Below are 24,794 nucleotides of genomic sequence, written 5' to 3' on the forward strand. Positions count from 1 at the left end.
ATAAAATTTTTAGACCCTAGCATCTTAAATCTGTTACCTATCAGCCCGGTTTGAAATGTTACCTATCAAACCGGTTGCACAATATGTATACTTCCAGGCGGAGAAGGGATTTAATATTATCCCCTCTCCCACTTATGGGAGAGGGGTAGGGGTGAGGGTATGTTCACTTCATTATTCAAAGACTAGCTAATGCGTGTAGGTAATGACCTTCGTCAGGAGGTACATTATTTTTTTGCGCGAGCCACATGCACTCGGCTAATTGTTCCATCATTAAATGTTCCACTGTTAAAGAGTCATTATATTTTTGGATTAAATTCTTATAGATTACTTGAATACCGCTAGGGCGATCAGTTGCTATCTGCTCTCTAATTGCAAGATGAAGCCCCATATGCAGGAATGGATTGGGCTCTCCTGACTCCGGAAAATAAGATTGTTGCTGAAATTTCTCCTGATTTTCCAGCATCTTGTGGTATTCAGGATGAACTAATATCACTTGAACTATTTCATTTTCTAAAGGTGATAACAGCTTTTTATGCTGGTATTTTTCCCAGCTGGAAAAAAACATCTGTCGTGTATCTTGGATGGTATCGCCGTAAAACATGTATTGCTCATATTTATGAAAGCTTGAGTCTAACTGAAGTGAGTTGGAACAACAATAGAAATGGGTTTTGCAACGCCCACTCGCTGGTTGACATGTATAAGTGGTTATGAGATATTCACGCTGCGAGGTTGGACTTGCTATGTGTCATTCCACTGGGTCAATTGGCGACACACTGATTGGCCCTTTCTATTAAATCGATTTTCCAATCATCTCTGAAATTAAGCCTAAACAATCCGCACCGAGTTTAATCCCTATCAAGGCCATTAATAGGCCACTAAGTAACTCAATTCCTTTCCACACATTTGCTTTAGTTAAAACATCTGAAAAATATCGCGCGGTAAATGTTAATGAGCTGAACCAAATAAAACTTGAGGTGAGTACGCCTAATAAAAAAATATGTTCTTGATCAGGATATCCGCTGCTGCCTCCGCCAATAATGACTAGAGAATCAATAATAGCATGTGGGTTAAGGATGCTAAATCCTAAGGCCAGGAGAATGATTTGGGTCCTGTTTCGTGGTTGGTGCATACTGTCGGTGCTTTTTACTGGTTTTGAAAAAGCATTAGTTAACGCTTTTGCCGAGTAAAAAAGCAAAAATCCTGTACCTAGCAGCATCATCCAGATTTGTAGAACGGGGCGAACCAGGAGTAATTCATGTAAACCTGCAATACTAGAACAAATTAAGATGAGATCACAGATAAAACATATGGTAGCAGAAAGAACAGCATGATTTTTTTGTGCGCCTTGTTTAATCAAAAAGACGTTTTGCGGCCCTAGAGCAATAATTAAGGATAAACCTAAAAGCAAACCATCAAGATAAACAAACATAATCGCAATAATATAAAAATAATCAAAGATAGCGATTATAACATTGCAACTTATGTCTTGTGGAGTATAAAATGCGTCGATTATTCTGTCTCCGCAAGAGAAGCGTACAAAATAAGAACAAATAGGAGGGGGCGTGGGCTCTTTGTTACTAAGAAAGCTAATTGTCACTGCAACTTTGACAGTGTTGGGCATGGCAGGTCAATTATTACATGCAGAAAATGCTGCACCTGCTCAACAGCAATTACAAATCCATGACGGATATTATCCTGTTTATCCACCTACTGCTCCAGCTACAGGCGAGCAACAAAGTTTAATTCAGCGTGGAGAATATTTATCAAAAATAGGGGATTGTATTTCTTGTCATACCAATGTTAAAGCAGGTACACCCGCTTATGCAGGTGGATTGCCTATCGAAACTCCTTTCGGGACGTTTTATAGCCCTAATATTACCCCAGATAAAGAAACTGGGATTGGTAACTGGACAGAGAAAGATTTTATCCGCGCGCTAAAAGAAGGCCGTGATCCTAAAGGTAGAAACTATTTCCCAGTATTCCCTTATATTTATTTTTCTAAAATATCCGATGACGATGCACGTGCTCTATATGCATATTTTATGAGCTTGCCTCCAGTTAATTTGCAGAACAAATCATTACCTTTTCCGTTTAATGTCCCAGGCGCTCGTTTTACGCTTTGGGGGTGGAACCTACTATTTTTCTTCCCTGAAGGACATGGATTTCAATATGAAAAAGGCAGATCCCCTGAATGGAATCGTGGAAAATACATTGTCGATGGTTTAGGCCATTGCAGTATGTGCCATACACCTTTAAATCCATTCGGTGCACCAAAGAATAAATATTATCTAACGGGTGGATTTATCAACGGTTATTGGGCACCAAACATTACTAAGTATGGATTAGAAACCGCAACGCATGAACAAGTTGCTGATGTGTTTAAATACGATAAACTGATTAACAATGCGGGTCCAGTAGCTGGTCCTATGTCAGAAGTAAATCATAACAGCATGATGTATTTAACTGATGCGGATAGGATGGCTGTTGCTACATACCTTAAAACAGTGGTAAGTGAAGAGCCTTTAGGGTTACCCGCTTCAAATGAGCGTCCTTCACTCGACCGTGGAAAGCAAGTTTATTTCACAGCTTGTGTTATTTGCCACCAAGATGGCGTGATGGGTGCGCCTTTAATGGGTAATGCTCCAGGGTGGTATGAGCGATTAAAATCAAGTGGTTTAACCGGATTATATCACCATGCGATTAATGGATTTAACTCAATGCCGGTAAAAGGGGCTTGTGTGACTTGTTCCGATAACGACATTATTTCTGCTGTTGATTACCTATTAAATGAGTCATTAACTCGTACTGAGTTAGAAAATCTTAAGTCAGGCGGTGCAGCAAAATATCCTGCAAATGGAGAAGCCGTTTATAACGAAAATTGTGCGGCTTGTCATAATGAAGGGAAAGATGGCGCGCCTAAAATTGGCGATAAAGAGGCGTGGAAACCCTTGATTACAAAAAATATGGACGTACTGATTGAGAATACCGTGAACGGAAAAGGTCATCCGAAAAACGGGGGCTGTAAGCAATGTACTACGAATGAAGTAATTGAGGCAATTAAGTACATGGTCAGTAAATCGAAAACTGAAGGAAACTACACGTTGTGGTAGTGTGGCATTGATTGAACAGTCCCCTCGCGAAAAGAGGGGGCCAATTGAAAATTTATAAAAACTAAATTGAAGCTGGATGAATCTAGCTATTGACAAGGCGAGGAATGGGGATGTTAAACAGGTTAAAGATCTGTAGATTATTAACAATGCTTGGTGCCTGGGTTGCGAGCCAACCAATATTCGCTGCTGCGGATTTCTGGCAGTTAAATATGTATGAAGGGGTAACCCCTATCAGTAGAGACGCGTACTACTTACATATGGTTTGTATGGCAGTATGTGCCATTATCGGGGTTGTTGTATTCGGTGTGATGATCTATTCCATGATCCACCATAGAAAATCCAAAGGCTATAAGGCTGCGACTTTTCATGATAATCCTCGATTAGAAATTGTTTGGTCGATTATTCCTTTCTTGATTCTCGTTGGACTTGCAGTACCAGCTACCCGAGTTTTAATCCGCATGGATGATACAAGGCAATCAGAAGTAACTGTAAAAATAGTTGGTTATCAATGGCGATGGCAGTATGAATATCTTGATCAGGGAATAAGCTTTTTTAGCACCTTATCTACGCCTTTTGCCCAGATTCAAAATAAGGAGGCAAAGAATGAGTGGTACTTACTGGAAGTAGATAAACCAATGGTTTTACCGGTGAATAAGAAAATCCGCTTTTTGGTTACCTCAAATGATGTGGTCCATTCATGGTGGGTTCCTGAATTGGGTATTAAACGCGATGCGATACCAGGTTTCATGTATGAAGCATGGGCAACGATACAAAAACCAGGAACATATAGAGGGCAATGTGCTGAACTTTGTGGTGTCAACCATGGATTTATGCCTATAGTTGTCGAAGCGGTAAGCCAGGAAGATTTTGATAAATGGGTTGCAGCACAAACCAAATCACAAGACCAATACAATAAAGAAGAAGCGAATGAAGCAGCACAGAAAACAATGACACGAGATGAATTACTCGCTCTAGGAAAACAAAGATATGAGCAATTTTGTTCTCCATGTCATAGACCCGACGGAAAAGGTATACCACCAATGTATCCTGCACTCAGAGGAAGTTCGGTTGCAACGGGCAATCCTATTTCACGACATATAGATACAATACTTAATGGTATTCCTGGCTCAGCGATGCAGCCTTATAAAGATCAACTGACCGATGAAGAAATCGCTGCTATTGCGACTTATGAGCGCAATGCCTGGGAGAATAATACTAATGATGTTGTCCAAGCAGCAGAAGTTGCGACACAACGTCAGAAAGCTAATCAACAACCAACCATGGTTAATAAAGTTCAAGCTGGAGGTTTGCAATGAGTAGTTATACATTAGCACACGATGAAAAACATGACGATCATGGTCCTGAACAAGGCAAGGGCGTCTTAGGATTTATAAAACGCTGGTTATTTACTACAAACCACAAAGACATAGGTACACTTTATTTGTGGCTTGCAATGTTCAGTTTCTTTTTAGCTGGTGCCATGGCCTTAATTATTCGGGCAGAGTTATTTCAGCCGGGTCATCGTTTTGTTGATCCCAATTTCTTTAACCAAATGACAACACTTCATGGATTAATCATGTTATTTGGTGTAGTAATGCCGGCATTTACTGGAATGGCCAACTGGCAAATTCCAATGATGATCGGTGCTCCAGATATGGCTTTACCCCGTTTAAATAACTGGAGTTTCTGGATTTTACCTTTTGCTTTTTCATTATTACTCTCAACAACCTTTCATGCTGGTGGGGGGCCTAATTTTGGTTGGACAATGTATGCACCTCTGTCTACCAAATACGCACCGCCAAGTACCGATTTTATGATTTTTTCGATACACATGATGGGTATTTCATCCATTATGGGCTCAATTAATATCATTGCGACCATATTAAATTTACGTGCACCCGGCATGACTTTGATGAAAATGCCAATGTTTGCATGGACTTGGTTAATCACCGCCTTTTTATTGATTGCCATTATGCCTGTATTGGCTGGAGCAGTAACCATGATGTTGGCTGACCGCCATTTTGGTACCAGCTTCTTTGATGCAGCAGGTGGCGGTGATCCCATACTTTTCCAGCATGTATTCTGGTTTTTCGGACATCCCGAAGTTTATGTTCTTGTATTACCTGCTTTCGGAGTTATATCCGAAGTTATTCCTACCTTTAGTCGTAAGCCTTTGTTTGGCTACTATTTTATGGTGTATGCGACAGTCAGTATTGCCGTATTGTCATTTATTGTTTGGGCGCACCATATGTTTACAACAGGTATACCATTGGGTGCAGAATTATTCTTTATGTATACCACGATGCTTATTGCAGTCCCCACTGGGATTAAAGTATTTAACTGGGTAAGTACGATGTTCAGAGGATCTTTGTCCTTTGAAACGCCAATGTTGTTTGCGTTAGCTTTTGTCTTTCTATTTACCATAGGAGGGTTTACCGGTCTGATGTTGGCATTGGTACCTGCAGACTTCCAGTATCAAGACAGCTACTTCGTAGTCGCGCATTTCCATTATGTATTGGTTCCGGGCGTAATTTTTGCTTTATTCTCTGCTACGTATTATTGGTTGCCCAAGTGGACAGGACATATGTATAACGAATGCTTAGGTAAATGGCATTTTTGGTTATCTGTAATTTCTGTGAATGTGGCTTTCTTCCCTATGCACTTCTTAGGATTAGCAGGTATGCCAAGAAGGATCCCGGATTATGCGCTACAGTTCGCCAATTTTAATATGGTCTCCTCGATCGGCGCCTTTATTTTTGGTTTTACACAACTTCTATTTTTATATAATGTGATTGCTACTGTTAGAAAGAAAGGCACTAAAAAAGATATTGCGGCTGGAAGAGCATGGGAAGGTGCATATGGTTTAGAATGGACATTACCCTCTCCTCCTCCATATCACACATTTACTACTCCACCTAAGTTGGATTTGTAGGTTAGTTGTATGAAAAAACAAAAAGGGCATCGCAGGTTAATTGTTATTTTATCCGGCCTTGTGCTGGGAATGTTTGCCTTCGGCTTTGCATTAGTGCCCATTTATAACAGTTTGTGTAAATCACTGGGTATTAATGGTAAAACAAATCCTGAGGCAGTCGCTTACGATATAACTAAGGCTAAAGTTGACAAAAAAAGAGAAATAACAGTTGAGTTTGTTGCTACAAACAATAGCGGTGTACCTTGGGCATTTTATCCTAAAACTCGAAAAATAAAGGTACATCCTGGCGAAATAGCAAAACTTGCATTTTATGCTGAAAATAAAACGGACCATCCAATGACAGTGCAAGCAGTACCCAGTGTTACTCCAGGTATTGCTGCAAAGTATTTGAAAAAAACAGAATGTTTTTGTTTTACGCGACAAACATTAAATGGACATGAGGCGATGAACATGCCTTTACTATTTCATTTGGATGCTGATTTACCCGAGAAAGTGCATACAATTACATTGTCCTATACTTTATTTGATGTAACAGACAAGGGTTAATGCAAGTTTGTAAGTTTTAGTTGTGTGATTTGACAAAGTTCACACGATTATCATGCAAAAAATCAATGTGTCAGAATTGGCAATTTGAGTGGTTTAGACTCTCCCATCTATAGAGAGAGCATTTAAAATAGATTATTGATACAGGAGATAAAAATATAATGGGAGCACATGGTACTTATTATATCCCTAAGCCAAGCCATTGGCCTTTGGTTGCATCATGTGGGCTGACTACTACGCTTGTGGGCGCAGCATCTTGGCTTCACCATGATTGGTATGGGCCCTACATTTTCACTATTGGCATGGGAATTATGATTTTCATGCTGTTTGGTTGGTTTGGCCAAGTAGTTTACGAGAACTCAAAAGGAGTTTATGACTTACAGGTTGATCGATCGTTTCGTTGGGGTATGTGTTGGTTTATTTTTTCTGAAGTTTGCTTTTTCGGAGCATTTTTTGGTGCCCTGTTTTATACCCGATTTTGGGTTGTCCCTCTTTTAGGTGGCGATGTACATCCCATCACTCACTTTACTTTATGGCCAGATTTTAATTCGACTTGGCCTTTATTAGATAACCCGAGTAACAAAGTATTTGCTGGAGCTGATGAAGCAATGGGAGCTTGGGGATTAGCTGCGGTGAACACGCTTATTTTATTAACTTCTGGGGTTACTATTACTTGGGCACATTGGGCTTTAAAATTAGAAAAGCACAAGCAAGTTCTTATCGGGATGGTTTTAACCATTGCACTCGGTATATCGTTTTTGGTATTGCAAAGCTATGAATATCATGAAGCTTATACGAAGATGAATTTGACACTATCTGCGGGTATTTATGGAACGACCTTTTTTATGCTAACTGGATTTCACGGCCTACACGTAACCATTGGTACAATCATGCTGATTGTTATCGCGGTTCGTTGTAAGCTAGGTCATTTTACACCAGAGCGTCATTTTGGATTCGAAGGTGTTGCCTGGTATTGGCACTTTGTGGACGTGGTCTGGTTGTTTTTGTTTGTATTTGTTTACTGGTTATAAAAAGTCGAGATTAAATGTAGCCTGAGTGCAGCGAAGCGGAACCCGGGATGTTTTCTTTTACTAATTCCCCGGGTTCCGCTTCGCTGCACCCAGGCTACGAAATAGTAAATGTTCACTGAGATTTGTCATCCCGAGTGTAGCGAGGGATCTCCATGAGCTAGCGCTGTGTTACGATGGGAGATCTCCGGGGTCTGTTGCGCAACATCTAGGCTACTAAATATCTTTTTATTAATTAAGATATAATACTAAAAATTCATAGCCTAGTATTAATCAACAACCCAGGTTGGAATTGGATTTCTTGTATCGTTAATTGATAGGTAAAAAACGAATGAGCAAATTTGATTTCCTCGATAATTGCTTGACCACGAAAGTGCTTTGCAAAAAAGGAAACCTCAATGTCTTTTTCAATATACTCGTCACATTTCAGTTCTAATTTCTCTTCAGATAAACTAAGTAGTTGACCTACAAATTCATCTTCGCCAATTTTCATTAGAACGTAAACAGGTTGCACTGGCTGTATTAACATTGCAGTCTCCTAGCAATATAACCAGCTTATAACTATAAGTGTAGCTTACTATAAACTTCTTTTATTAATTTACATCGATGAAGTATGAAGGGTTGGTGTAAAACACTTCTTAAAACTATATAATTATCAGATTATTTTAAATATTTACCAATATTTAACATGCCTAAAAAAAAATTTTCTGTATATCAAGAACTATGCCCATCACGTAATGTACTAGAAAAAATCAGTGACAAATGGTCAATTTTAATAATTACTATATTATTAAATAAAACGTATCGATTTGGGGAGTTAAAACGAGAAATTGGAGGAATTTCCCCTAAAATGCTGACCCAAACATTAATTAAATTAGAACGTCTAGGATTTATAGTGAGGCAATCATTTCCGGTATTACCCATGAAAGTGGAGTACTCATTAACGCCATTGGGTGGTGAGTTAGGTGTTATTCTCAGTTCACTTACCGCATGGACGGAGAAAAATATGACTACAATAATGTTCGCTGAGAATAAATTTGTAGCAACGTATAATTTATAATTAATGCCCAAACCACTTTCTCAGCGTGTCTTCCCCTAGGTTATCATAGATATAGGATAAATATAGAGTTAATTCCTGCTCGTAGTTTTCATCGGACACGTGGTCATTTTCGTTTATTATGGGTTCGTGGTGAAAGAAAATACCACCAAGATACTCACTACAAAACGCATGATAATCTTTTGTAAACAAAAGAAAAGTATGCCACATATTATCAATATCAACCATTTCAGGGTGAATGACGCACGAAAAGTTCAGGAAGTCATTGCCAGGATTGCTGTACTTTTCTGACTTCTGCTTCATACAGAGCCAAATAAATTTCATTAATTCCTCTAAAGCGTCTTCTGCTTGCATTGTGGCACTAGGATAATCCTTATCATATCGAGAAATAATCTTATCATTTTTATAATGCACTAATTGATTTAAATCAGGTAAGTACATAATTTAACTCCATAATGTTCATGCATCATAACAAATGATAGATATGATGCATGTTTGATTATAATTATCCAACACATGTACCCGGTCCGCACCATCCTTTGCTTCTATTTAATACTTTCTCTTGAACAATTTTTTTGATAATTTTTTCCTTCATGATAATTTTCCTTAATTGAAATAAAATCACTATCGAGAATATAAAAGAGATACTAACGAGTCAATTAGTTACCAATTAGTAACTAATTTGGAGAAAACCATATGGATAATAAGAATTGGAGTAACTATTATAAAATTACAAAACAAAACACTCTCCCAAGAAAAACTTTATTGAAAGCAATTGAAATTTTTAATTGCAGGAATAAGTTTAACTGTGCTCAATTAGCGATTGATGTTGGATGTGGTGCCGGGGCTGATTCTATTGAGCTTTTAAAGAATAATTGGTCAGTGTTAGCAATAGATTCGCAAGCGGAAGCAATATCAACTTTAATTTCTTCCTGCCCTCAATCGTTACAAAATAGATTAAAGACAAAGGTAGCTTCATTTGAGTCACTAACTTCTTTACCGACATCTCAACTCATTAATGCAAGTTACAGCCTTCCCTTTTTAAGCTCGGATAATTTTTATAAATTTTGGAAATTAATTTTAGAAGCACTGCCTCCGGGCGGTATATTTGCAGGGATATTTTTTGGAATAAATGATGGTTGGAATTGTTATAAAAGATCGGATATGACGTTCCTTAGTACGAATGACTTATATAATTTATTTGTCCCGTTTAAAATTGAATTGCTTGAGGAAGAAGAAAGTGATGGGGCTGATGCCATGGGTTTCATTAAGCATTGGCATAGGTATTTTGTTGTAGCCGAAAAATGTTAGCACTGAATATAACTGTTGTAGCGTTAGCACTTTTGGTGGTTGTGCCCCAGAAGCTCAGAACCTAAATTGCATAGCTTATATGCTCATTTTCACACGGCTGAAACGAGCAGCGCAATAACCTAGTATCTAGGTCACAGCTCTGCTTAGAGTAATGAAATATCATTGATGCGCACGATTCAATTGATTAAGAATAATTTGCAAGCATTGTTCATTGTCATAGTGAATAACTAATGAACCCTTTCCAGCTTTGCCAGGTTTAAGCTTAATTGACGTTTGCAAATGGTGCGATAAATTGTTTAGCTGATCGTCATATCTGTGGGAAAGGTCCATATGTGGTTGTTGTTCCTTCACCTTTCCCGATTTGATGCGATCAACCAATTTTTCTGTTTCACGTACAGATAAATTTTTTGCAACAATAAGTTGAGCTACTTGATTTTGTTGCTCTTCATCTAATATCAACAAGGCACGCGCGTGTCCCATATCGAGATCACCATGCTCCAAAAGTTTTTTAACGCCGGCTGATAGGGCTAATAATCGCAAGTAATTACTGACTGCAGTTCTGGATTTACATAAAAGATCGGCAACTTGCTGATGAGTTAAAGAAAACTCATGTGTGAGTCTATGCATCGCACGAGCTTGATCCATTGCATTGAGATCTTCACGTTGCAGGTTTTCAACCAAAGCCATGGCCATAGCGGTTTCATCATCAACTTGCTTTAAAATGACTGGAACTTCGGTAAGGCCTGCTAATTGGCTGGCACGCCAGCGGCGCTCACCGGCAATAATTTCATAGCGTCCACTACTTAGTTCGCGAACTAAAAGTGGCTGTAATAAACCCTGCTTTTTAATTGATTGAGCAAGCTCCATGAGCGGAGCCTCTTCCATTTCTCCACGGGGTTGGTATTTTCCAGGTTGCAAACAATCGACAGCCAGCTTCAGGATTTCACCTTGCGGCTTCTCATTTAAAAGAATGCTATTCGATTGACTTAATAAAGCGGATAAATTACGTCCTAAACTACTACGTTTTACTGTCATAAATTACCCCATTTATCCTACGATAGTCTGTTTATTAATTAACTCAGAAGCAAGGACCATGTAAGCTGCTGCGCCAGGTGATGTTTTATCATATTGTAAGGCCGGCAACCCATGGCTTGGTGCTTCAGCAAGTCTGACATTACGCGGTACTACGGTTCTATAGACCTTAGTTGGAAAGTGTTCTATAAGTTGTTTCGATACCTCGGAGCATAATCGATTACGTGCATCGTACATGGTTCGTAGCACACCCTCAAGGTGCAAACGAGGATTTACCGAGGCTTTAACCTGTTCAATCGTCGAAAGCAATGCGGCTAAGCCCTCTAGAGCATAGTATTCGCATTGCATAGGAATAAGAACAGAGTCAGCAGCTACAAAAGCATTGATTGTTAGAGTATTCAGCGCGGGTGGGCAATCGATCAAGACAAAATCATAATTATTTTGAATCGGTTGCAATGCTTTATATAAGAACGTTTCACGATGATTGCGTTCCATAAGACTCACTTCCGCAACGGTTAAATCATCATTACCGGGAATTAAATCATAGCCACATGTTGTGGTAAGACATGCCTGTTCTGCAAGACAATCATGTAATAAGACATCATTGGTTGTATGTACCAATTGACTTTTATCAACGCCACTTCCCATAGTTGCGTTACCTTGTGGGTCCAGATCAATCAGTAAAACCCGTTGTCGATTTGCCGCTAAAGAAGCAGCTAAATTAATTGCTGTAGTGGTTTTGCCTACTCCACCTTTTTGGTTGGCAATGGCTATGACTTTTGCCATGATTTATTCCTTGGTTAAACCAGAAAAAGCAGTGAACTAGAGCTTACCTTTCTACTATCTTGGCCAAAATTGCCTAATTTTCTGTGCTCCGATACTCACATACTGCGTGTATGCTGCGTCTCGGTGCTCGAAAATTAGGCAATTTTGGCTCAAGATAGCGAAATGTAAGCCCTAGTTGTCACCACTCTTCTTAGGTTGATTTTCAATAATGACGCAACAGCGCTCGCCTTCAACCCCTGCGACAGTATAATGTTTCACCGTGCAGTTTTGCTTTATTTCATTCAATTCTGTATCAGGATAACGCCCTTTCATTGCTAGCCAGATTCCTTCATCAGCTATTAAATGTTGCGTCCACTGAATCATTTGTTCAAGGCTACTAAAAGCGCGACTTAATACTGTATCAAAACCTTGGGTTGGGTGGTAGTTTTCGACTCTAAATTGTACAATTTCAATATTTTTTAAATCGAGCTGACGTTTTGCTTCATGCAAAAAACGAGTTTTTTTACCGTTTGAGTCTAATAAAACAAAATTAAATTCAGGTCTGGCCAAAGCAAGAGGAATACCCGGTAACCCTGCACCGGTTCCTACATCAATAATTTGATCACCTTTAAGCCAGGGCAAAATAGCCAGGCTATCCAAGATATGCTTACCAACCATAGACTCAAGATCGCGAATTGCGGTGAGATTATAAGCTAAATTCCACTTATTAAGTAAGAATAAATAATCCGATAAAGCTGGCGTAAGCGCATGCAAATTAAATTGCTGCAAACCCGCTTCAAGTTGTGATTGGATGCTTGCTATTTGTTCCTTCATACCTCAATTCGCTGTTTTTTTAAATGGACTAAAAGGAGGGACAAGGCCGCAGGAGTAACTCCTGAAATACGGCCAGCCTGTGCTAAAGTAGAAGGTCTTATTTTTGTGAGTTTTTGAATCACTTCATTCGATAATCCAACCACTTCACTGTAATCCAACGACTCGGGCAACATCGTGTTTTCATGTTTACGCATTTTTTCTATATCAAGTTGTTGTCTTTCGATATAGCCCGCATATTTATTTTGAATTTCTATTTGTTCACTGACTTCAGTTGATAACTCAGGTAAGTTTAAATCATCGAGCATTAATAAATGCTGATAATTAATTTCAGGACGTTTAAGAAATTCTGAGGCTCTATTATCATGTTGCATGGGGTTGTGTAGAATATCTTTTAAAAGCTCATTATGTCCTACACGTACCCAAGTATTATGCAGTAGCGCCTGTGTAGATTCTATTGCTTCAGTTTTGGCAGAGAAATGTTGCCAACGTTTCTCGCCTACGAGACCTAATTTTCTGCCTTGAGCAGTTAAGCGTAAATCCGCATTATCTTCGCGCAAAAGTAGGCGATATTCGGCACGGGAAGTAAACATTCGATAAGGTTCTTGAGTGCCGCAGGTGATGAGATCATCGATCAACACACCAATATACGCTTCATCACGTCGTGGACACCAAAGTTCTTTTTCCTGAACATGTAGCGCGGCATTCATTCCTGCGATGATTCCTTGAGCAGCCGCCTCTTCGTAGCCTGTGGTTCCATTGATTTGGCCTGCAAAAAACAAATTGGGAATGGGTTTAGTTTGCAAAAACGAAGTTAACCCACGCGGGTCAAAATAGTCATACTCAATAGCATATCCAGGACGAGTGATATGAGCATTCTCAAAACCTTTAATCGTGCGCACAAATTGTACTTGAACTTCAAAGGGAAGACTTGTAGAAATACCATTAGGATAGATTTCTTCAGTGGTCAATCCTTCAGGCTCGACAAAGATTTGATGCGATAATTTATCCGCAAAACGAACAATTTTATCTTCAATAGAGGGGCAATAGCGTGGACCTACTCCTTCAATAACTCCTGCATACATCGGTGATTTATGTAGATTATTGCGAATGATGTCGTGTGTAGCTTCTGTTGTATGGGTGATATGGCACGCCACTTGTTGTGGATGATCACTAACATGTCCCAAATAAGAAAAAACAGGGATGGGCGTATCACCTGGTTGTTCGGTCATTTGGCTGTAATCTAAAGATCGACGATCAATTCGTGGTGGTGTGCCAGTTTTTAAACGGCCAACTGGTAGATCAAGATCACGCAAGCTTTTTGCTAAAGCAATCGAAGGTGGATCACCTGCCCGACCGCCAGCATATTGGTTCATTCCTACGTGAATTTTTCCCCCTAAAAAGGTACCAACAGTCAATACCACAGCACGAGCTCGTAAGGTAAGACCCATTTGGGTAACAACAGCGGTTACATGACCGCCTTCAATCAGTAAATCATCAACTGCTTGTTGAAACAAAGTCAGATTTTCTTGAGTTTGTAGTTGTTCTCTAATGGCTTGACGATAGAGTACACGATCGGCTTGTGCACGAGTAGCACGAACCGCAGGCCCTTTAGAGGCATTAAGAGTACGAAATTGAATTCCTGCCCTATCCGCAGCTTTTGCCATAGCCCCGTCTAAAGCATCTATTTCTTTGACCAAATGTCCTTTTCCTATGCCACCTATGGCTGGATTACAGGACATTTGACCGAGCAAATCCATGTTATGAGTCAGTAATAATGTCTGAGCACCCATTCGTGCTGCTGCCAGAGCAGCTTCTGTGCCTGCATGCCCACCGCCTACTACAATAACATCATATAATTTTTCAAGATTCATGACTGATCAATATTTGTGAAACAAAAAGAGGAATTATACACTTTTTTATTAATTGTCCCAATATTAAGAGCACTTGCCTGCTTTTTTAGCCAAAAAAGAAAAGGTTTGCTGTAACTATTGAGCTGGGTTTATATAGAGTTTTTGACAATTCACCTTAGCCACCTGCGAGTGGTCAACTGACCCATGGTAGAATTTAAACTGCTTTTTGCCTGTTCATCTCTATATAATAATTAATTGTTATAATATGAAAGATAGATAAATTTTTTATTGAGATAAGTAATGTTTTTCAAGACTGACATTGAAACATTTGAACATCTAGAAGCGGATTCGGTAGAGCATTTAAGAAAAAAATTAAACTCTATGAAAGGCATAAAAGCTCCCAAAAAGTCGATTGCTTTATCCATATTACGAATGCTTCCATTTGCAAGCGGATTGATTGATTCTCTAGCGGGGGCAGGGGGTGCGATTAATCGCTTGGTCGAGATTGAAGGCGTTGTAAATGAGGCTACAGCTGCTGCATCAGAAGGGTTTCAAATTATTAAAGTACTGACGGGCATTAGTGATTTTATAGTGATCCCGATTATTTATTTTGGTGCTTATATAACCAATCAAAAAGTACCTTTCACTTTATCGCGTAACGCCCGTTTTTTATATGCTGCAGTAATTTTAGGACTTACAATAACTGCTTTGGCCTTCCCTCCTTCAGCTCCTATTATTGCCTTAGTTAGCTCAATCGCTGCATTAGGCCTGAGTATAATTACTCTTGCCAAACTTTATTACAAACGTTATGAAATCGAAGACCAGTTGGCGGAGATAAAGGAACAAATTAATGTCGGAAAAAATCGACTAAATGCATTAATCGACTATTTAGAAAAATTAGAAGCAAATGCTAAAAAGGCGAAGGAGGAAGGAAAAATAGAGGAGTATAATTCCCTGGAAGCTGAAATTGAAGGCGAAAGAAGGAACATTAAAGAACAATTAAATTCATTACAAGAATTACATAATAATCAAGTACATTGCGAACAAAAATTGGAAAAGTTGGGTGCAACTGCCGTTTTAGATAAATCAGCAGGTATCGCTTTTGCCTCTCTCATACTAATTGGTGCAGTAGCCAGTTTAATAGTCCCTCCAGTAGGGGTTGGAATAATTGCAGTAACCGCTGCATTGGCGGTTGCCTACACGGTTGGACGACTCATCTATCCCTTGCTTAAGTTTCTTGCAAATAAAATAGTAAATTATGTCACAAGAAAATCTGAATCTGATACGGAAGAAGGTGAGGCGCTGAAAGAAAAAGATTCTCTGACCGAATCAGAATCTGAGAGTTCGGCCAAGAAAGCGAAAAAAGATATGCCTGAAGTTGCGAAACGATTAGAAAACGCTATAGAGGACGATCCAAAAACAAAAACGGAATACTCAACTCAAACTTTTATTTCAGGAAAAAGGGTATCTAAAAAAAATAAAGACGATGAGGAAATAGAACAAGACTCGGAAAATCCAAAAAATTTAATGCAATGAACTTCTTTTTAGCAACGATAGGACTCATTACGTGAACGATTACAAAATAGTCCTATATCAAATAGGATTAATAGGTGGAAGGTCGTTGTTGTTTTCTTTTTTACCGGCATTATTCTTTTTTATTTGTTGAATGCTACGCCACAATTCATCTCCACGCCATAAGGTTTTTTCTTTGTTTTTGTACAAAATTTGTGACAAAAGCTGTACTTGTTTTTTGAACGATGCATCAGCAGTAAGACGCGTTAAATCCGTTAGATTCAATATGGGCGCATCTGGCCAGTGTAGGCTGGCCCATTTTAATAATGCATCACGTGCACGTTGGGGATTTCCCTGCGTGCAGGATTTGTGAAGTTCGTTTAATACTGTTTTGTATCGACCTTTTCCAGTGTTTTTATTACCTCTTTGCCAAGCCCAGAGGATTAAGGTAATCAGCCAAGCGAGAGCAAAAAGTGCAGCAACTGCCCAAGCCCAATTGAATTGTGTTGATGGAGATTCACTCTTTGTCTGGATGGGTTTAACGGTATTTTGATTTTTGCTCACAGCCGGTTGGCTTGTGCTTGCTGCAGGTACGGTGTTCGAGGGAGTTACTTCAAGCGTTTTTGCAGGCAAGGTGGCTATTTCTTCTTTTCCTGTTTCTGTATTGAACCATGGAAGTTTCAATTCCGGGATGGTTGTTTTTCCTGCTTTATTGAATAAATAAGTTACTTTAATCTCAGTACGGCCAATCAATTCTCCCTGAGTGATCCGATTTTTATCTTTACCTTTCTCTGGATAGACGCTAACCCCATCTGCATCTGCAAAATTGAGTGTGGGTAAAAGCTGTGCTGGAACACCTACACCCTCAATAATTACGTTACGAATTAACGTATTACCTTGAGTTATGGTTTGATCCGAGTTTTCATATTGCTCGAATAATTTAACTCCCTTGGCAGGCAACCATATTTTACTTGAATACCCTTTAGGTATTGGTTGCACATCGATACTCATGGTTTTATCCTTAGCTTGGACTCGCTCAGGATTAAAGTCATAGATCAATGCAGTGAACACGGGAGACTTAATTTTTAAAGGCCCACTTTTTTGTGGAAAAATGGCATAATTTTGTTCTTCGACAAGATAGGGCACGCCATTTTTTTGGATCTGGGAGCGTTTATTCTCACCTAAGGGGACAAGTAAAGCATTTTCTACTTGGGGTGCTTGGTAATCCGCATCTAAAAGATGTTTTGAATTGTATAAGGTTACTTTATAAATTATTTGTTGGTTTACATACGGATTTTTTTTATCAACTTGTGTCGTTAAATAAAGTGCCTGATTTTTCTGGGAGCTAGTAGAAGTGTCGCTGGGTGTGTTAGGTGAGGTGGTACCTGTAGTTACATCAATTGTTAGCGGTTTTGAATATTCTCTACCAATCTTAATCGCAGGGATTGTTAATTTACCTTCTTTTTGTGGTTTTAATGTGACAGTCCATTCGCTGGATGATTGGGTTTGCCCATTGATAATTGAATAGTTCATGCGGCGCTCAGTGCCAAGAATCATAAAATCTTTCTGTAATGGGGTCAGATCAGGAATACCCCCATTTTGTAAATTATCTTGGGTCAGAATTAATCTGAATGAATCATCAATACTTATTTGCGAAGGATCGACCTGCACTTGTACTTCTGCATAAACGAATGCACTGAATAAATAAAAAAAACCAATAATTATTAATTTTTTCATTGATACCATCCACGTTCCCTTCGTAAATGGTCACGTAAGAATTTTTCTCGCATTAATCCGCCCGGATCATCTGGAATCAAACGTAACCACTGTTCTTTTGCTTGTTGTTTTTCCCGCTCCGCTTCAGATTGAGCTTCGCTATTGTTCTGGTTATTATTTTCTTTGTTTTGCTGCTCTTTGTTTTGTTGATCTTTGTTTTGTTGATCTTTGTTTTGTTGATCTTTGTTTTGCTGCTCTTTGTTTTGTTGATCTTTGTTTTGTTGATCTTTGTTTTGTTGATCTTTGTTTTGTTGATCTTTGTTTTGTTGATCTTTGTTTTGCTGATCTTTGTTTTGCTGATCTTTGTTTTGCTGATCTTTGTTTTGCTGATCTTTGTTTTGCTGATCTTTGTTTTGTTGATCTTTGTTTTGCTGATCTTTGTTTTGTTGATCTTTGTTTTGCTGATCTTTGTTTTGCTGATCTTTGTTTTGTTGCTCTTTGTTTTGCTGATCTTTGTTTTGCTTTTTTTCTTTATCTTTTTTTAAAAGCTCTTCAACCAGCTTACGATTATAAAGCGCATCCTGATTTGTTGAATTGAGTGCTAGAGCTTTATTGTAGGCTTTAATTGCCTCTTCGTATTGTCCCGTATGTGCTAGGGCGTTACCTTGGTTGTAATAGCCTTGTTCATTTTTTAATTCTTGATACAACTCAGCAGCTTTTTGGTAATCGCCAGCACGATATGCCGCAGCAGCGGCCCAATCACTCCGTGTAAATGTTTCCTTGGCTTGTTTAAATTGATTTTTTGCCATTAAGTCTCGCCCTTGTTGATCTGGAGTGGACCATAAGTCTTGCCAACTAAAAGCATGGGTCGTTAAAGACAAAAGTGAGATGAATAAAAGAATAAAGTAACGCATCATACAACGATCCTCTGTATCCAACCACGCCGAAATACAGGCAAAAGTAACAGCAACGCAGGTATTAAAAACCAGCGTCCTTCGTCGCGCCAAAGTGGTATGTCATCGTCTGTACTTAAAGCAAACTCATTACTATTACTTGAATTGAGCCATTGATCTAAGTCATTTGAATCTGGGGTATATTGTACCAATTGTCCTCCACCTGCATCAGCAAAACGGCTGAATAATGGATTTAGATTCTTATCTGCTTTAACCGGCATAATGGACGAATAAATGCCTGATTCGGCTAATTTCTTCGCTAGGGCAATTGCTTCATTAGAGGGGGTATCTGCGGTTAATACCAAAATTTGTCCTTGGTTGTAACCTGCTTGTTTGATTAAGTTACTGGCTTCATTCAAGGCACTATCAAGATTTTGCCCAGTTACGGGCATGACATCTGGAGTTAGAGAAGAAAGTAAGGATGAAATAGTTTGTCCATCATCAGTAAGTGGCGAAACAACAAAAGGTTCACCGGTAAAGGCTATAAGACCAAATTGGCCCACATCTTTGTGAGCAAATAAATCATGCAACTTAAATTTAGCGCGACTTAGCCGATTGGGCGTTAAATCGTTAGCCATCATATTGTCTGACATATCTAAAACTAAAACTCTAGGTTGTATTTGTTTATAGGTAGCTACGGGCAGCTTATACCAGACAGGACCGGCGATGCTCAAAATCATAAATAGAATACTTAAAAACAGACAGACCATGGAACCCATACGCCGTCCTTGTCCTTTTTTTTGCAGTAAATGACTGAGTAAATGGGAATCACAAACTTCTGACCAAGCATGCAATTTAGGTTTTTGTCGCCATAAAAACAAAATCAATCCTAATAAAGGCAAAATCATCAAAAGCCACCAAGGCCTTAAAAAATGAAAATCTGCAATCATGATTTTAATGCCCCCCGACCTGGTACCACAGAGTTTACTTTCAAGGTCAAATCAGCTTTGCCAATCAACCAAGAGAAACAAAGTAATAATGCAACACCAACAAACCATGGATAATATTCTTTTTGTGGGCGAACGGTCGCTTGTTCCTGACTTACGGTCTCCAACTCGTTAATTGTTTTATAAATAGAATGTAATGTTTCAGTATCTGTAGCACGGAAATAGCGACCCCCAGTCATATCAGACATTTTTTGTAAGGTTTCCTCATCCAAATCTGCTGAAGCATTTTGCATAATAAAATCGCCAACTAAGGCTCTCGATTCTGCTTCAGATCCCAAGCCTATGGTATAGATTTTAATTCCTTCCTCTTTGGCTAATTCAGCTGCTTTTAGCGGCGCGAGCACGCCTGAATTATTTGCCCCATCCGTCAATAAAATAAGAATCCTTCCTTCTTTAGGTACGTCATTCAACCGTTTTACAGCAAGACCAACGGCATCACCAATGGAGGTGGTTTTACCTGCAAGCCCTGCGGTGGCATCTTCCAGACGTAAAAGAATAGTATGCCGATCATAAGTGAGCGGTGTTTGTAAATAAGCACGCGTCCCGAAGAGGATCAGACCAATTTTGTCTCCGGAACGATCGCGTACAAATTGCTCAGCAGCACTTTTTACTACACTTAAACGGCTTACCGGTCTTCCATGCAGGAGCATATCAGGAATTTCCATACTGCCAGATAAGTCTAAAGCCAACATAATGTTGAATCCTTCACGTTCAATGGGTTTGGGAGGACCAATCCAGCGAGGACCAGCTAACGCAATAACTAGTAATAACCACACCACAGCTGGAACGATTAGTGAAGATTGTGCTGAAACGGAACGTTTTTCTTGATCCGCAATGTGGATCATGGCCGTAAAGAACGGTACTTTCAATGCAGCAGGCAAGTGTACTTTGGCTCTTGGTATTAAAAACCAGAGGAGCAAGGGTATAGGTAAGAGTATTAGCATCCAAGGATTGGCTAATTCGAACATGGCACGCTCCTTTGTTTAATCCAGAGTTGTGCTGTGCTGAACAATGGTTTGAGATCAATGGGTTCCCCTGTTTTAAAGGGAGCCTCTAACAACATGTCTTTTACCAAATTAAAATCAATTCCTTTGCTTGTTTCATTTAAAAATTTAAGCCACTCTTCTCCATGCAAACTTGCAACGCGCTCTCTTGGATAGTAAACAAGGGCAACTCGACGTAACAATTCTGAAATATTCGCACTGGTTAAGGAGCTATTCTGTTCTTTTTCATAGTTTTTTTGATAGTCACTTAACAAAAGTAACGCTTGTTTCTTAGCCAAAGCATGACGATATCTTTTATAAGCACCATAAGCGAGTACGATTGCTAAAAAGAGAACAAAACCCATCAGCATATACCAACCAGGAGCCAATGGCCACCAACCAATGGGTGAAGGAAGGTGTATGTCTTTTAACTGTGCTAAGGGATCAGTGTTAGCCACGAGACCTCCTAGGAAAGGTTTGACGCACCAATTGGGCTAAATCAATATCTGCTGTAACTTGAACATACTGAATGTATAAACGTCGTAATTGATTCTGCAAGTGATCTATGCGTTGCTGGCAATATTGCTCATAAGCGGTGCTCACTGAATGTAGGCTGGTATCGAGTATTATTTCTTGCTGTCCATTCGTCATGGCATATTGCTGTGGTTTAGGTGGAGAAAGTTCCACTCGATCACAAACATGATAAGCCAGTATGTCATTATGGTAACGTAACCGCTTTAAATGCTTTTCACATTCACTGTCCATAGAGTAAAAATCACTGATTAGAACCAGGATGCTCCCTGGTCTCACGACGCGCCGTAAGCGTGCCAATGCATCGCTAAGCAGTCTTGGCTGGGCTTCTCTTTGTTCATCAGTCTGATCAGTATATCGACTTAAAGAGGATAACATAGGCAGTACTCCCATATCACGACTACGAGGAGTAAATTCACTGTGATCAGTGGCTGAGAAGAATACGCCACCCACTCTATCGCCTTCCTTGATCACGGTCCAGGCAAGAAGCGCTGCTAGTCGAGCGGCAATTACTGATTTAAACGCAATGCGGGTACCAAAAATCATTGAAGGATTAAAGTCTGTGAGGATGACCACGGGTCTTTCGCGTTCTTCCTGATAAATTTTGACATGAGGTCTACCGGTACGCGCAGTAACACGCCATTCCATATGACGTATTTCATCACCAGCCTGATAATTTCTTACTTCGGCAAAATCCATGCCACGACCACGTAATTTGGATAAATGATTGCCGGATCGTATTGCTTTACCTTCGGGGTGATAATAAACGGATTGAACATAGCGCCTTAAGTCAATCAATTCATTTAATTCTGCAATAACGCCATTAACCATAAAAACCTCGTATACCTCATATGCTGTGTAGATGGGGTCGAATCCTTCAATCATGTAGCCTGGGTGAAGGCACAAGCCGGAACCCGGGTTCCGCTGCGCTTCACCCAGGCTACGGAACAGCAACTAAACGTAATAAGGAGTCAATAAAATCATCACTATTAATTCCTTCCGCCTCAGCTTCAAAACTTAATAAAATTCGATGACGTAATACATCATGAGCAATTACGTGAATGTCATCTGGAGTGACATAATCTCTTCCAGAAAGCCAAGCATGAGCTTTGGAGCAGCGATCCAAAGCAATCGTAGCACGAGGACTGGCGCCAAAACGTAACCAACGACCTAATTCTTCGCTATACACACCGGGATTGCGTGTCGCTACTACCAATTGGACGAGATAATTCTCTAATGCTTCGCTTGTATGCACATTAAGTACTTGTTTACGCGCTTCAAATAATGTTTTTTGTGATAATTTCTCTGATACCGGTGATTTGGTGGCCATAGCTGCGCCTAAAGCTTCTTTGCGTGATAGGGCTAAAATATCGTGTTCGATTTTGGCATCAGGATAACTAATTTTTACATACATTAAAAATCGATCCAATTGGGCTTCAGGCAAAGGATAAGTTCCTTCTTGTTCAATGGGGTTTTGTGTCGCCATGACTAAAAATAATTCGGGCAAGGGATAGGTCTTTCCACCTATAGTAACTTGTCTTTCTGCCATTGCCTCAAGTAATGCAGATTGTACTTTTGCTGGGGCACGGTTAATTTCATCGGCTAAAAGTAAATGATGGAATATGGGGCCGGGTTGAAACACAAAAGAACCATTTTGTGGGTGATATACATCTGTACCGGTTAAATCGCCAGGTAATAAATCAGGGGTGAATTGGATGCGATGAAAATTACCTTCGACCCCATCAGACAATTCTTTAACCGCTCGAGTTTTTGCTAATCCAGGTGCGCCTTCTACCAATAAATGGCCATCAGCAAGTAACGCAATGAGTAAACGTGAAATTAATCCATTTTGGCCTAAGATTTGCGAATTTAAGCGATGACTTAACTGTAATATTTGGTGCTGCACAGCATTTCCAGTCTTATTGCCTTCTACCTGCTCCATAGCTTCTACCTTAATAAAAAAATAACATCGAATAGAATAAAATAAAGAGAACTTATCCTAGCGTGAATTGTACGCGATGCCAAGTACTGTGAATGATTTTTGTTTAATATTTGTCCAAAAATGGTTTGATTCGGGGGTTTTTCCAATTCTGAGGATGTTTCATAATTGTAGCCTGGGTGAAGGCGAGGCCGTAACCCGGGTTTCGCTTTGCTTCACCCAGGCTACGATATTGATTATTGTTGATAGTCTGGATGAAGTTCTAACGGCATCATCGTTTGTAATTTTTGATAGAAAGAAAGAATTTCTTCACAAAAAACATGAAGCTGTTGCTGATTTTCCCATAAATCATAATCTGTTCCCTTAAGAAAAACCTGTTGTTTTGCTAAGGTTTTTAATAAAACAATTTCTTGGCGAGAAAAACCCAAATGGCTATTTAATTCAACTAACTCCATAAGTTTCTTATGTTCTTTAATTGGTCGGTGTTCATGCAAGCAATAGGCTTTTAATGTCAAGACAAAGGCTTGGTACATTAGCGAAGTCACAGGAGTTAATACGGTAAGCGGATCGGCTTGTCGAAATGTCCAATCTGTGATTTGTTGTAATAGATAATCAGCAGCATAGGCATGTTGTGTTGCGATATTGAGCATTTCCAAAGGAGATAAATAACGTTTGTCCATGAAGGGATTTTCCTATTTGATTCTTTTCTAGGTTTTAAGTATGTTAAAATAGGCCCTCATTATATCCATGAAATAAATTGATGCACGCTTTTATTAACAGTTCTTGGAAAATAGGTACCCTGATTCTGCCCAATCGATTAATTCAAGGCCCTTTGGCAGGTTATAGTTGTGCACCATTCAGAACCTTATTTAATCGATATGTGTCCCCTGCATATTGTGTTACCGAAATGAGTTCTGCAACCGACATCCTGCATAGACACCTAGCAAGTTCACGTTATGTTTACCGTGCGCCACAGGAGCAGATCCTTGCTTATCAAATTGCAGGCACAGAACCGCACGTATTGGCACAGGCAGCACAACAGTTACAGCTTAAGGGGGCGGATATTATCGATATAAATTGTGGTTGTCCAAAACCTAAAATACGTAAAAAAGGTGCGGGAAGTGCCTTGCTAGAGGTTCCAGAGCAATTGGCGCGAATTATTAAAGAAGTACGCGCCGCAATTACTATCCCTTTAACTATAAAAATTCGCATTCAAGGCAATGAACAGGATCTTTTGCTGGCGAAAAAAATCGAAGAAGCAGGTGCTGATGCATTGATTGTACATGGTCGGCGTTGGATTGATGATTATAATGTTGCTTCTGATTTGCAGCAAATTGCACAAATCAAACAAGGCCTTTCTATTCCCGTGATTGCCAATGGCGATATTCATGATGTTGCCAGTTTACAAAGAGCAATAGAATTAAGCGGTTGTGACGCTTACATGATATCGCGAGCTGGAAGTGGCAAGCCTTGGCTTTATCAGGAGCTATTGGAGCAGCAGAGTATCGCGGTAAGTGTCGCGGAAAAAATCAGTCTGTTTATGACCCATTTGCAAGGATTGGCTAGCCTGGAAGATGAGTATAAGGCAGTTTTGCAAAGCAAGTCTTTAATTCGTTATTATTTTGGTAAAAGACTTGGTGAGTCACTATTAAATAGGTTTTATCAATTGGGTTCTTTAGCTGAAGTTCATTGTTTTTTACAATCTTCTTTTTCATAAACTATAATTAAATTATCCCAATCTTGGCATCATA

The 24,794-nt window shown here is 39.5% G+C and carries 25 protein-coding genes and 1 pseudogene; 10 read left to right on the forward strand and 16 right to left on the reverse strand.

Annotated features, from left to right (window positions below; translation table 11 throughout):
* Positions 1 to 175 precede the first annotated feature (175 nt).
* Together Lstg_RS10815 and Lstg_RS10820 are read right to left on the reverse strand one after the other, a co-directional pair.
* Positions 176 to 601, reverse strand: a complete 426-nt coding sequence (locus Lstg_RS10815) for a DUF1841 family protein (RefSeq protein ID WP_058477695.1) — start codon at positions 599 to 601, stop codon at positions 176 to 178.
* A 189-nt stretch (positions 602 to 790) separates the two neighbouring features.
* Positions 791 to 1,429 carry a LysE/ArgO family amino acid transporter gene (locus tag Lstg_RS10820; protein ID WP_058477696.1) on the reverse strand — a complete coding sequence of 213 codons (639 nt, stop codon included), beginning with the start codon at positions 1,427 to 1,429 and terminating at the stop codon, positions 791 to 793.
* Between the two features lie 190 nt (positions 1,430 to 1,619).
* On the opposite strand from Lstg_RS10820, the gene Lstg_RS10825 reads away from it, so the two are divergent.
* The 5 genes from Lstg_RS10825 to Lstg_RS10845 all read left to right on the forward strand — a co-directional run bounded on the left by Lstg_RS10825 (position 1,620) and on the right by Lstg_RS10845 (position 7,616).
* Entirely contained in the window at positions 1,620 to 3,110 is a 1,491-nt protein-coding gene (locus tag Lstg_RS10825; RefSeq protein WP_415583210.1) for a c-type cytochrome, read from the forward strand.
* Between the two features lie 110 nt (positions 3,111 to 3,220).
* Positions 3,221 to 4,426, forward strand: a complete 1,206-nt coding sequence (gene coxB / locus Lstg_RS10830) for a cytochrome c oxidase subunit II (RefSeq protein ID WP_058477698.1) — start codon at positions 3,221 to 3,223, stop codon at positions 4,424 to 4,426.
* A complete protein-coding gene (gene ctaD, locus Lstg_RS10835) occupies positions 4,423 to 6,042 on the forward strand; it encodes a cytochrome c oxidase subunit I (RefSeq protein WP_058477699.1) in 1,620 nt (539 codons plus the stop codon). The genes coxB and ctaD overlap by 4 nt, the downstream gene beginning before the upstream one ends.
* A 9-nt stretch (positions 6,043 to 6,051) precedes the next feature.
* Complete coding sequence (locus tag Lstg_RS10840) at positions 6,052 to 6,588, forward strand: cytochrome c oxidase assembly protein (protein WP_058477700.1); 537 nt, start codon at positions 6,052 to 6,054, stop codon at positions 6,586 to 6,588.
* Positions 6,589 to 6,746: 158 nt separating this feature from the next.
* Complete coding sequence (locus Lstg_RS10845) at positions 6,747 to 7,616, forward strand: cytochrome c oxidase subunit 3 (protein ID WP_058477701.1); 870 nt, start codon at positions 6,747 to 6,749, stop codon at positions 7,614 to 7,616.
* A gap of 253 nt (positions 7,617 to 7,869) precedes the next feature.
* On the opposite strand, the gene Lstg_RS10850 is transcribed toward Lstg_RS10845, so the two are convergent.
* Positions 7,870 to 8,142 carry a hypothetical protein gene (locus Lstg_RS10850; protein ID WP_058477702.1) on the reverse strand — a complete coding sequence of 91 codons (273 nt, stop codon included), beginning with the start codon at positions 8,140 to 8,142 and terminating at the stop codon, positions 7,870 to 7,872.
* A gap of 159 nt (positions 8,143 to 8,301) precedes the next feature.
* Here Lstg_RS10850 and Lstg_RS10855 point away from each other — a divergent pair, with 159 nt between their 5' ends.
* The gene (locus Lstg_RS10855) at positions 8,302 to 8,673 is read left to right on the forward strand and encodes a winged helix-turn-helix transcriptional regulator (protein WP_058477703.1); all 372 of its coding nucleotides are present in this window, start codon (positions 8,302 to 8,304) and stop codon (positions 8,671 to 8,673) included.
* Here the strand turns inward: Lstg_RS10855 and Lstg_RS10860 are convergent, their stop codons facing one another.
* Positions 8,674 to 9,111, reverse strand: a complete 438-nt coding sequence (locus Lstg_RS10860; RefSeq protein ID WP_058477704.1) for a glycine-rich domain-containing protein — start codon at positions 9,109 to 9,111, stop codon at positions 8,674 to 8,676.
* A 255-nt stretch (positions 9,112 to 9,366) separates the two neighbouring features.
* Here Lstg_RS10860 and Lstg_RS10865 point away from each other — a divergent pair, with 255 nt between their 5' ends.
* On the forward strand, positions 9,367 to 9,981 hold the full coding sequence (locus Lstg_RS10865; RefSeq protein ID WP_058477705.1) for a class I SAM-dependent methyltransferase: 615 nt from the start codon (positions 9,367 to 9,369) through the stop codon (positions 9,979 to 9,981).
* Between the two features lie 159 nt (positions 9,982 to 10,140).
* Here the strand turns inward: Lstg_RS10865 and Lstg_RS10870 are convergent, their stop codons facing one another.
* The 4 genes from Lstg_RS10870 to mnmG form a co-directional block, all read right to left on the reverse strand.
* Entirely contained in the window at positions 10,141 to 11,016 is an 876-nt protein-coding gene (locus Lstg_RS10870; RefSeq protein WP_058477706.1) for a ParB/RepB/Spo0J family partition protein, read from the reverse strand.
* A gap of 12 nt (positions 11,017 to 11,028) precedes the next feature.
* Entirely contained in the window at positions 11,029 to 11,799 is a 771-nt protein-coding gene (locus Lstg_RS10875; RefSeq protein WP_058477707.1) for a ParA family protein, read from the reverse strand.
* A 171-nt stretch (positions 11,800 to 11,970) separates the two neighbouring features.
* Entirely contained in the window at positions 11,971 to 12,612 is a 642-nt protein-coding gene (gene rsmG, locus Lstg_RS10880) for a 16S rRNA (guanine(527)-N(7))-methyltransferase RsmG (RefSeq protein ID WP_058477708.1), read from the reverse strand.
* Positions 12,609 to 14,483, reverse strand: coding sequence for a tRNA uridine-5-carboxymethylaminomethyl(34) synthesis enzyme MnmG (mnmG, locus tag Lstg_RS10885; protein ID WP_058477709.1), 1,875 nt, complete (start codon positions 14,481 to 14,483; stop codon positions 12,609 to 12,611). Before mnmG ends, rsmG begins: the two co-directional genes overlap by 4 nt.
* 279 nt (positions 14,484 to 14,762) lie before the next feature.
* Between mnmG and Lstg_RS10890 the strand changes: the two genes are divergently transcribed.
* On the forward strand, positions 14,763 to 15,998 hold the full coding sequence (locus tag Lstg_RS10890; protein ID WP_058477710.1) for a hypothetical protein: 1,236 nt from the start codon (positions 14,763 to 14,765) through the stop codon (positions 15,996 to 15,998).
* Between the two features lie 57 nt (positions 15,999 to 16,055).
* On the opposite strand, the gene Lstg_RS10895 is transcribed toward Lstg_RS10890, so the two are convergent.
* Positions 16,056 to 17,711 carry a BatD family protein gene (locus Lstg_RS10895; RefSeq protein ID WP_058477789.1) on the reverse strand — a complete coding sequence of 552 codons (1,656 nt, stop codon included), beginning with the start codon at positions 17,709 to 17,711 and terminating at the stop codon, positions 16,056 to 16,058.
* Positions 17,712 to 17,808: 97 nt separating this feature from the next.
* On the opposite strand from Lstg_RS10895, the gene Lstg_RS18185 reads away from it, so the two are divergent.
* The gene (locus Lstg_RS18185; protein ID WP_420798092.1) at positions 17,809 to 18,288 is read left to right on the forward strand and encodes a pentapeptide repeat-containing protein; all 480 of its coding nucleotides are present in this window, start codon (positions 17,809 to 17,811) and stop codon (positions 18,286 to 18,288) included.
* Between the two features lie 13 nt (positions 18,289 to 18,301).
* On the opposite strand, the pseudogene Lstg_RS18190 reads toward Lstg_RS18185, so the two are convergent.
* The 7 genes and pseudogenes from Lstg_RS18190 to Lstg_RS10930 all read right to left on the reverse strand — a co-directional run.
* Positions 18,302 to 18,607 (reverse strand): annotated as a pseudogene (locus tag Lstg_RS18190) (tetratricopeptide repeat protein); the annotation flags it as partial.
* A complete protein-coding gene (locus Lstg_RS10905) occupies positions 18,604 to 19,533 on the reverse strand; it encodes a vWA domain-containing protein (protein WP_058477712.1) in 930 nt (309 codons plus the stop codon). The gene Lstg_RS10905 and the pseudogene Lstg_RS18190, both read right to left, overlap by 4 nt.
* Positions 19,530 to 20,558: a vWA domain-containing protein gene (locus tag Lstg_RS10910; RefSeq protein ID WP_058477713.1), complete on the reverse strand. Its 1,029-nt coding sequence runs from the start codon at positions 20,556 to 20,558 to the stop codon at positions 19,530 to 19,532. The genes Lstg_RS10905 and Lstg_RS10910 overlap by 4 nt, the downstream gene beginning before the upstream one ends.
* Positions 20,546 to 21,031: a DUF4381 domain-containing protein gene (locus Lstg_RS10915; RefSeq protein ID WP_058477714.1), complete on the reverse strand. Its 486-nt coding sequence runs from the start codon at positions 21,029 to 21,031 to the stop codon at positions 20,546 to 20,548. Before Lstg_RS10915 ends, Lstg_RS10910 begins: the two co-directional genes overlap by 13 nt.
* A complete protein-coding gene (locus tag Lstg_RS10920; protein ID WP_058477715.1) occupies positions 21,024 to 21,935 on the reverse strand; it encodes a DUF58 domain-containing protein in 912 nt (303 codons plus the stop codon). Before Lstg_RS10920 ends, Lstg_RS10915 begins: the two co-directional genes overlap by 8 nt.
* A gap of 109 nt (positions 21,936 to 22,044) precedes the next feature.
* A complete protein-coding gene (locus Lstg_RS10925) occupies positions 22,045 to 23,046 on the reverse strand; it encodes an AAA family ATPase (RefSeq protein ID WP_058477716.1) in 1,002 nt (333 codons plus the stop codon).
* 233 nt (positions 23,047 to 23,279) lie between these two features.
* Positions 23,280 to 23,723: a hypothetical protein gene (locus Lstg_RS10930; RefSeq protein ID WP_058477717.1), complete on the reverse strand. Its 444-nt coding sequence runs from the start codon at positions 23,721 to 23,723 to the stop codon at positions 23,280 to 23,282.
* Between the two features lie 80 nt (positions 23,724 to 23,803).
* Here Lstg_RS10930 and Lstg_RS10935 point away from each other — a divergent pair, with 80 nt between their 5' ends.
* Positions 23,804 to 24,760, forward strand: a complete 957-nt coding sequence (locus Lstg_RS10935) for a tRNA dihydrouridine synthase (protein WP_058477718.1) — start codon at positions 23,804 to 23,806, stop codon at positions 24,758 to 24,760.
* Positions 24,761 to 24,794: the final 34 nt, after the last annotated feature.

It is taken from the genome of Legionella steigerwaltii, from assembly GCF_001468065.1.
Taxonomy (GTDB): domain Bacteria; phylum Pseudomonadota; class Gammaproteobacteria; order Legionellales; family Legionellaceae; genus Legionella; species Legionella steigerwaltii.